This window comes from Amycolatopsis sp. CA-126428, from assembly GCF_002904335.1.
In the GTDB taxonomy this organism is placed as follows: Bacteria; Actinomycetota; Actinomycetes; order Mycobacteriales; family Pseudonocardiaceae; genus Amycolatopsis.
In genome coordinates this window covers 1-8,107 of sequence record NZ_PPHF01000099.1, presented here as the reverse complement: position 1 = coordinate 8,107, position 8,107 = coordinate 1, and the positions used below count along the sequence as shown (strand labels likewise).

The window sequence follows — 8,107 nt, the reverse complement described above, 5'->3', positions numbered from 1 at the left end:
CTATCTACACGACCGCGTCAGCGGCCTGAGAAACCGTCAGCCCCGGTGTCAACCGAAGTCTGGGCAGACCCTAATACATGGACGTAGATCCGCCATGCGGTCGTGCACACATCTTCGCTCCATCGACGGCCTGCAGCACGGTCGACGCGACTCCTGTAGTCCATTAGCCGTTCAACCAACTCCCACAGTTGAGGCTGTTCACCGTCGAACAACACCAGGCATGCCTGCGACACTGCAAGTGCGGAGTTTGGCTCCAGTGCTCATGCGCTCGATCACTGCCGGCCGGAGGTACCCCCCGACATCGCCGAACGCAAACGGATCAAGATCGGATAAAGCCGTCCAGAACGGCGGTTCTGCCGCGCCGGGTTGGTCGTCCCTGCTCGGAAGGAAGGTTAGTAGGTCGCGAAGGTGTCCGATGTCTGCCTGGATGTCGGAAGTATCGGTCACTTGCTGTTCCCCTTCCCCGTGGCGCCAGCTGTCCTACAGGGCGAAGCGTACTTGCCCCTGGCGTCAGGAAGTCCCAATGTCCTCAACTCGGCAAGCCCGGATGTGAACACTCGGTCAGCGGCTATGAGAGTGTGCTTACGTGCGGTGACCGGGTGTGTAACGCTCGTGCGATTCGGAGCGACAGTTCACCGTGCCGGGGGCCGTGGTGGTCCGGGCAGGTCGTTGGGGGTGTGGCGGTGACCGAGCTCGTCATGGTGGGCGAGGGCTCGCTGCTGGACGTGGTTTTCGTACACGGCCTTGACGGCGATGCCCATAGGAGCTGGTCGTCGAAGCGGTACGGTTCGTTCTGGCCGGCGTGGCTCGCAGAGGATGTCGACGGTCTCTCTGTCTGGTCGCTGGGGTATGACGCGGCGTCGAGTCGTTGGCTGGGGCATGCGATGCCGATCCAGGACCGGGCGATCAATCTGCTTGCTCAACTGGAGAGCCACGGGATCGGGCAGCGTCCGCTGTGCTTTGTCACCCACAGCATGGGCGGGCTGGTGGTGAAGGAGATGCTGCTACACGCGGCCGACGGCCGGGCCGATTACTCGGAGTTCGCGGCCGCCGCCCGAGGTGTGGTTTTCCTTGCTACTCCCCACGCCGGCTCTGAGGTAGTGACCAAGGCCGTCGTGGAGGCGCTGGGCATCGTTTACCGCAAAACGCCAGCGGTCGACGCCCTTGCGCGTAATGCGGCGCATCTCCGGCAGCTCAACACCAGGTATCGGAACTGGGTTGTAGACCCCACGGTGGACATCAGGCACAAGATTTTCTACGAGACCCGGGCCACCAAAAGCGTACATGTGGTGGACGCGGGCTCGGCCGATCCCGCCATTCCAGGCCAGACGCCCATCCCGGTGGATGCGAACCACATCGACATCTGCAAACCGGCTCGCCGCAGCGATTTGGTCTATGGCCAGGTCAGGCATTTCATCACCGGAATTGTCGAGGCGCTAGAAGCCGGTTCGCCTGACCCGGGCCACCTGCGAACACTCGACCCGGCTGGCCCCCACCAACCCGAACAGGAGTCAGGCCGGCCGGTCGCCGTCGAAAACATCGGCGATGAGTCGGCGGCGCTCAACGCCGAGTTCGCAAGCACGGGCGAGGCCGGGGCGAGGGCCCGGCCGGCTCACGTCACTAAGAGTGACCATAAGGTAGCACTTGGGAAGCTTTCGCTGATACGCGTTCGTTCTGCCTTCCGCGGTGGGTGGTGCCCACGGCTTACGATGGCGAGGCGAGTAGCTGTTGTGTTGGTGGTGTGCCTAGTCCTCGCCGGGTCGGTGTGGGTGGTCCTTCGCGATACCAATTCACGGTCACCGTCGCCTGGTGTAGTGCGAGCTGTAAAGATGTCGGCCGCGGTGTCGAATGAGTCCTACCGCCTGGTCTTCCCTGTGAACAATGGGCTAGCGAATGAGCAGTCGGTGGAGAGACTGCAAGTGATCATCTCGTTTTATGGGCCGCCTTGCGCTGAGTTACCGCCTGTGGTTATCTACGAAGTCGGCGACGTGGTTGTCGCGGAACCGTCAGGCGCGATCACGCAAGGGGCCGTATCGGCGGAGAACGGGCCGGCGGCAGGGTTCAAGGTGCCGGTGTCCGGCTTGATCAACTACGGTTGCGGATGGAACCAGGTGCAGCTCAGCTTCGCTCCTCCAGGAGCGATACTGAGCCGGCTTGCCACAACACCGATTGCGATCGACATTCCGAGGGAGATTGGTGTCACCTACCGCAGGATGCCTGACAGGGGGCCAGCGGAGAAACGTCTCGCCATGCCGACTCTCGAAGAGCTCAGCGAAGAACAGATAGTGGCTTTTCGCGTCATCGCGAAGGTTGGCGATGCGGACACGATCGAATCCTGTTTTTTGATCGCTCGCTCGGCAGCGTCAGGACCCCAAGACTGCGATTATAAACTCAGGGGCAATGCGGTCTTCTGGCGACAGACCGCAGTGAGTGAGGGAGAAGTCAAATACGAGCGATGAACAACCTGTCGTATATAGCGCACTGCAGGGATCGGCTTGATTTGTATTCGGGGTGGGAGGACACGTGCGTCTGGGCTTCATTGACGGCGTCGAGATTATGGCTGTGAGCACGGACGAGCCCTGGACTTTAGCTGTCGATACAATCGTCGTGCCGGCGGAGTCCACGTTTTCTGGGCTGGCCAAAAGCATGATCACCAAGCTAGGTCTCGACGAACGGCGGATCGAACAGACGATCGCGCAGATGGTGGACGAGCCGGTCTCGATCAAATTGATGGACGCCGGTGGAAAAGTTCACCGTACAATGTTGTTTGTTGCCGACGCCGGACTGAACGCCGACGGCAGTTTAACAGATAAGGCGATTCAGTCGGCGCTCGCGACTGCGGCCTCGATGTCTATCCAGTCGCTCGCGATGCCGGTAGGACTTGGCAGGCACTTCGGTATCGACCTGCTCAGGGCAGTGGGCGGTCACATCCACGCAACGAGCAACGCCTACTTCACACGTCTGAACCGAATCGTGCTCTTCGGTGGTGGCAGCGACATGGCACAGTCGATGGGGAATGATTGGCTGGACTACCTCGACGAGAAACCGGCTGGCGCGCACGAGGTACCCAGGGAGAGCACACTCCTGGGCGGCGTGTCCAGCGACCTCGTCCCAGCCGACAAGGTCATCGATAGCGGCCAGGACGAACTCGCGGTCACCACGTACTCGACAATGCTCGCGTCAATGATCGCCGGCAACGACACACCACTGCCCCTCTCCGTCGGTGTGTTCGGCGAGTGGGGCGCCGGAAAGAGCTACTTCATGGGGCTGGTGCGCGACGGTGTGAACCGGCTCAGTGCTACCCCAGGGTACTGCAATCGCACGGTGCAGATCGGCTTCAACGCCTGGCACTACGCGGACACCGACCTCTGGGCCAGTCTCGGCGACGTGATCTTCCGCGAACTTGAGCGGGCTGTCACGGCAACCTCGGACAGCATCCGGAGCGATATCGAACAGCAGCTGATCAACAAGATCAGTCACCGCACGGAACTGGAGTCCACCGCGAAGGCAGCTGCGGAGACGGCGAGCAAACTCCAGGCCGAGATCGACGAGGCCGCCGAGCAGCACCTGGCGACGACCCGTGACCTGTTGATGGCGATCCGTTCCTCCCCGCGGACACGTGCCCAGTTCGACGACACCTGGCGGGAACTCGGTGTACGTGACGAGGCGGATCAAGTCCGTCTGCTGTCGACCGAACTCCGACAGACAGCCACAGACGTCACAACGCTGCGCGGCCTCACCAGGGATAGGATCGGCAGGCTAGCTCTAGGTGGTGCAGTGGGCATGGTCGCACTCACTGCCATTCTGGCCGTAGCCGTGCCGCTCGCGAGCGTGGTCACCGGTGCGACGGCGATTGCGAGCGGCATTTGGGGCGGCTATATCCTCACCCGGGCTCGCGCGGGCTTCGGCCGCCTTCGCGAGCTGAGCACTGAACTCCGCGCTGGTATCGCGACTGCCGCCGACCAGCGTCTCCAACACACCGTCAAGGACACCGTCGACCGACTCCGCAAGGTCGAGTTCGATCAGCGGGTGGCCGAGAAGCAGTTGGCAGACGTCGTTGACGACGTCGCGGAACTGAGTGCGCAACTGACCGACCTGGACCCGGAGCGCCGGATGTCGGCGTTCCTGGCTGACCGCGCTCATGGAGACCGCTACACACGCGGCCTGGGCACGGTGTCCACCGTGCGTAGGGATTTCGAGGAGCTGGTCCGCCTGCTCGCCCAGTGGCGCGATCAGCCAGACGACCACCGAGTCCACCCTATCGACCGGGTCGTCCTTTACATCGACGACCTCGATCGGTGCGGACCACGTGAGGTCGTTCGCGTGCTCGAGGCCGTGCACCTAATGCTGGCGCTTGACCTCTTCGTTGTCGTGATCGGCGTCGACCCTCGCTGGCTACTGCGGTCCCTGGCGAGCCACTACACGGATGTCCTCGACGACCGTACGTTGGACCAGTGGCGCGTTGCGCCAGAGGATTACCTAGAAAAGATCATCAACATCCCGTTCAGCCTGCCTGCGATGTCGAAGTACAGCATCGGCAAACTGCTCCGGTCGACGTTGTCGTTGCCGCCTGTCGGGCCGGCGCAACGGGTGTACGCCCAGCAACACACGAACGTGCGGCGGGGTGACGACAATCTGTCGGATCCGCCGGAACTGTCTATCACCATCCAGCCGGGCGCCGACCTCGACCTGGAGACGCCGCCCGGGCTGCATCCTCTGACTGAACGCGAGATGACCTTCCTGGGTCACGTCGGCGGTCTCGTGCGCACTCCCCGCGCCGCCAAACGCCTTTTCAACCTCTACCGAATGATTCGCGCTACCCGGGCATTATCGGAGCCTGCGTCGTTCCTCGGCACCGAGGCCGACCCCGGCGCATTCCGCATCGTCATCATCCTGCTGGCGGTCCTCGCCGCAGCGCCCCGAAAAGCAGGGGACGTGTTCTGTGCACTGCGAGACGCCGAAGACAACGCGCCGTGGGCCACTTTCGTCTCTGATCTCAGCCAGCTTCGCGACAACGACATGTGGACCCGCCTCTGCCGCGACCTCAGTGCGATTCGACCCCAGCCTGCCCTACCCACGGTCCAAGACTTCCGTTCTTGGCTCCCCGCGGTCCGCAGGTTCTCCTATCTCGTCGATGACGCGCTGGCGCATTAACTTAAGTTGTACAATTACGAAGACTGGCTAATCAAGGCGAGGGCGCACGAACGATCGTCATCCTCGATGATCGGCGCGCTAGTGGTCTTCTGTCGGCGTTCGCGGCTCCCCCCAGTACTGCGGCGGGGCAGAAACGTTCCTCTATGGGTGGCAGCTTTCTTGTGTCTAGTCCTGGGGGCTCGGTAGTCGCGACTGATCACGTATTCTGGCGGAAGTGAACAACTACGTGTCGCACTATGAATGAATTCTCATTCTGTGCATGTAGCTCGACCACATTGCCTCCGCCGTCCTTGAGAAACGAAGCAAATAATGCTGATACAATTGTATTGTATGAGTCCTCTTTGCCTTGAACAAGTTGTGAAAGTGGGTGGTCGTTGACTATTATCCGGATCGCGCTGAAGCCGTTGGGTACGTCACTCTGCACGCTGAACGTTAACGTTATGTATGCATTATTTCTTTCTGTTCCACCTGAAGTCAATATATTTCGAGCCCCAGTGGCGAAGGTCGGCGATTTCCACTTACCTCCGACAGACGGCTCTAGCTTATTTCGGTCCACGACAACAAAATCTGAAACTTCGGCCATGATGTCCCTCTTTTGATGATCGGTGTAACTAGTCTGACTGTGGGGGAATACCTTGCGAGGCCGACCGGAGGTGGGCTGGTCTCATGCCTTGAAAGCTATTGGATCGATACTGGCGCAACCGATGTGATCAGATTGCCAACCTCAATGCGCCTTCGGTCATCGATCACTCCTTACCTCGCTGCGGGCATCTCGTGTAGGGTTCATTGCCGCGCGAATGAGCGACAGGGCCAACCGGGTAGCATTTTTCAACTTTGCCATCGAATGTCCACTTTTTGTCAGATCGTCATATCGTTGGCATCCGCAAGAAGGCCCATTGGGAGCGCACTGTGGCACTTGGCAGGATGGAAGAACAGTGACCGTGGTCAGTAAGGCAAGATGTGACGGCTCCGGGCTGCCCGCACGACTGGCCGACGGTGTAGCCGACGGAACGTGCTTCCGGTGACCCAACTGATTCGCGATGATGTGTGTGTGGCGGTCGCGGAACTGCAGGAAACGAGGCGCGGATGAGTCCCATGCGGCAGCGTTGGCGGAGCCAGTCATCGGCGGTGGCGATCGTATTGGCCATCGCCACGTCCGCGTGGGCGCTATTCGCTGCATTGAAACGGCCGCCCGACGTTCCACCGACGCCGCGGCCGGTCTGCACCTGCGACGAGCGCGCTGATAGTGCACGTCACGAGCCACGACACGGACCGCACTGGGCAGATCGCGCCGCGCTAGGGGTTGCGGTCGTGGCCATCATTGCGAGTATCTATTTGGCCCAGCGCCCGTACCCTGCCGACCCGACCCAGCTACCGACCTTCGGCACCCCGAATGAGTGGAAACACGTCAACTCCGTGGCTGACAGTTACGAACTGTTCGACTTTCTGCGTGCCAATGCGGGTCGTAAGGTACGCCTGAGCGTCGGATTCGAGATGAACGCCTTCGAAGATAGTTCGACTGAAGGGTTGACCGTGCCCGGTCCCTGCGCCGGAACTGACCCCAACTGCCTGGACGGGATCAACTTGAAGATCAACGATGTGTCCGAGCAGCGTCACGGCCTGTCCTTCCAACACGGTGAGTATGTGCTAACTGGCTACTTTGCTGACTTGGGCTCGCTTGGCGTGTGGACCGGCATCGAGGTTCTCGCCATCACTCCGCTCACCGCCGTCGAGGCGGTCAACTGACACTTGCTTGGCACATGCCGAGGCTTGCGGTGCTGCCCCGGAGGTCTTCGACTACAGTCCTGTCGATCAGGTCGAACGTCAGAGCCTGGGCAAACGCCGCGCTGTCGACCAGTTGACCTTCCTGCAGCGAGCGCCACTGCGGTCATCAACCGTCATGCACCCCGATCGACGATCTCGATGTAGCATGCGGGTCCCGGGCGGCCTGCATCATCGCCGTGTTGCGCCGGTCCAAGTCTTGGGCGTTGAGGGCTTGGGCCACGTGGGCCAGGGGCCAGCGCTGGTCCTCGCTCCAGCCGTACGCGGCGGGGCCGGCGCCGAGAGCGGCCGCCCGCTGGGCGTGCTGGGCGGGGCTGAGCCGGCACGAGTTTGCTCACGGTTACCTCGGTGGGGCGATTCGCACACCAGTTGGGCGGTGGTCCTGCCGGGCCAGGGAAGTTGTCCTAAAATCACGGGCGACTCGCCGCACCTCGTGTCGGCGAGGACGAGGCAGTTGGTCGAGGTCTTCGCTTGTTCGCCGAGGCTGGTCGGCCGGGTGACTATGGCTCATCACAAGACGTGCCGAAGAGAACCGGCTGCGCACTCCTCGCCGGGAAGTTCGCAGGTGACGCAGCATCGGCACTGGTAGAGGTGTTGTAAATGAGCGGGAATGGGTGAATTTCTAGCGAACTTTGTCCGAGTTGTGAAGGCTGTTCGCCGGATCACGGACCCGTCGCCGGCGGGTCTCGGGATCGGGCAGCGGTCGGTGACGGTGTCGACCGTAGGGTTGGCGCCGGCGATCCGGAAGCTGGCGGACGAGAAGATGCAGGTTCGCCTCGCGGTCTCGCTGCACACGCCCGATGACGAGCTGCGCGACACTCTCGTGCCCGTGAACAACCGGTGGTCGATCGACGAGGTCCTCTCCGCGGCCCGGTACTACGCCGACACCTCCGGACGGCGCGTCTCGATCGAGTACGCCCTCATCCGGGACATCAACGATCAGCCGTGGCGGGCCGATCTGCTGGCCAAGCGGCTGCGCAAGCACCTCGGGCAGCTGGTCCACGTCAACGTCATCCCGCTAAACCCGACCCCGGGCAGCAAGTGGGACGCGTCGCCGAAGCCGGTGGAGCGGGAGTTCGTGCGGCTGGTGAATGCCGGCGGTGTTGCTTGCACGGTCCGGGATACCCGGGGCCAGGAGATCGCCGCGGCTTGTGGTCAGCTGGCCGCTGAA

General features: G+C 62.0%; 4 protein-coding genes and 1 pseudogene. 4 read left to right on the top strand and 1 reads right to left on the bottom strand.

Features of this window, described 5'->3' with window-relative positions; all coding sequences use genetic code 11:
• The first annotated feature begins 683 nt into the window (after positions 1-683).
• Both C2L58_RS26450 and C2L58_RS26445 read left to right on the top strand, forming a co-directional pair.
• The gene (locus C2L58_RS26450) at positions 684-2,459 is read left to right on the top strand and encodes an esterase/lipase family protein (RefSeq protein WP_146073679.1); all 1,776 of its coding nucleotides are present in this window, start codon (positions 684-686) and stop codon (positions 2,457-2,459) included.
• Between the two features lie 64 nt (positions 2,460-2,523).
• On the top strand, positions 2,524-5,154 hold the full coding sequence (locus tag C2L58_RS26445; protein WP_103340392.1) for a P-loop NTPase fold protein: 2,631 nt from the start codon (positions 2,524-2,526) through the stop codon (positions 5,152-5,154).
• 196 nt (positions 5,155-5,350) lie between these two features.
• On the opposite strand, the gene C2L58_RS48785 is transcribed toward C2L58_RS26445, so the two are convergent.
• A complete protein-coding gene (locus tag C2L58_RS48785; RefSeq protein WP_146073678.1) occupies positions 5,351-5,737 on the bottom strand; it encodes a hypothetical protein in 387 nt (128 codons plus the stop codon).
• Between the two features lie 728 nt (positions 5,738-6,465).
• Between C2L58_RS48785 and C2L58_RS26440 the strand changes: the two genes are divergently transcribed.
• Together C2L58_RS26440 and C2L58_RS26435 are read left to right on the top strand one after the other, a co-directional pair.
• Positions 6,466-6,900, top strand: a complete 435-nt coding sequence (locus C2L58_RS26440) for a hypothetical protein (protein ID WP_103340391.1) — start codon at positions 6,466-6,468, stop codon at positions 6,898-6,900.
• 643 nt (positions 6,901-7,543) lie between these two features.
• Positions 7,544-8,107: pseudogene (locus tag C2L58_RS26435) on the top strand (radical SAM protein); the annotation flags it as partial.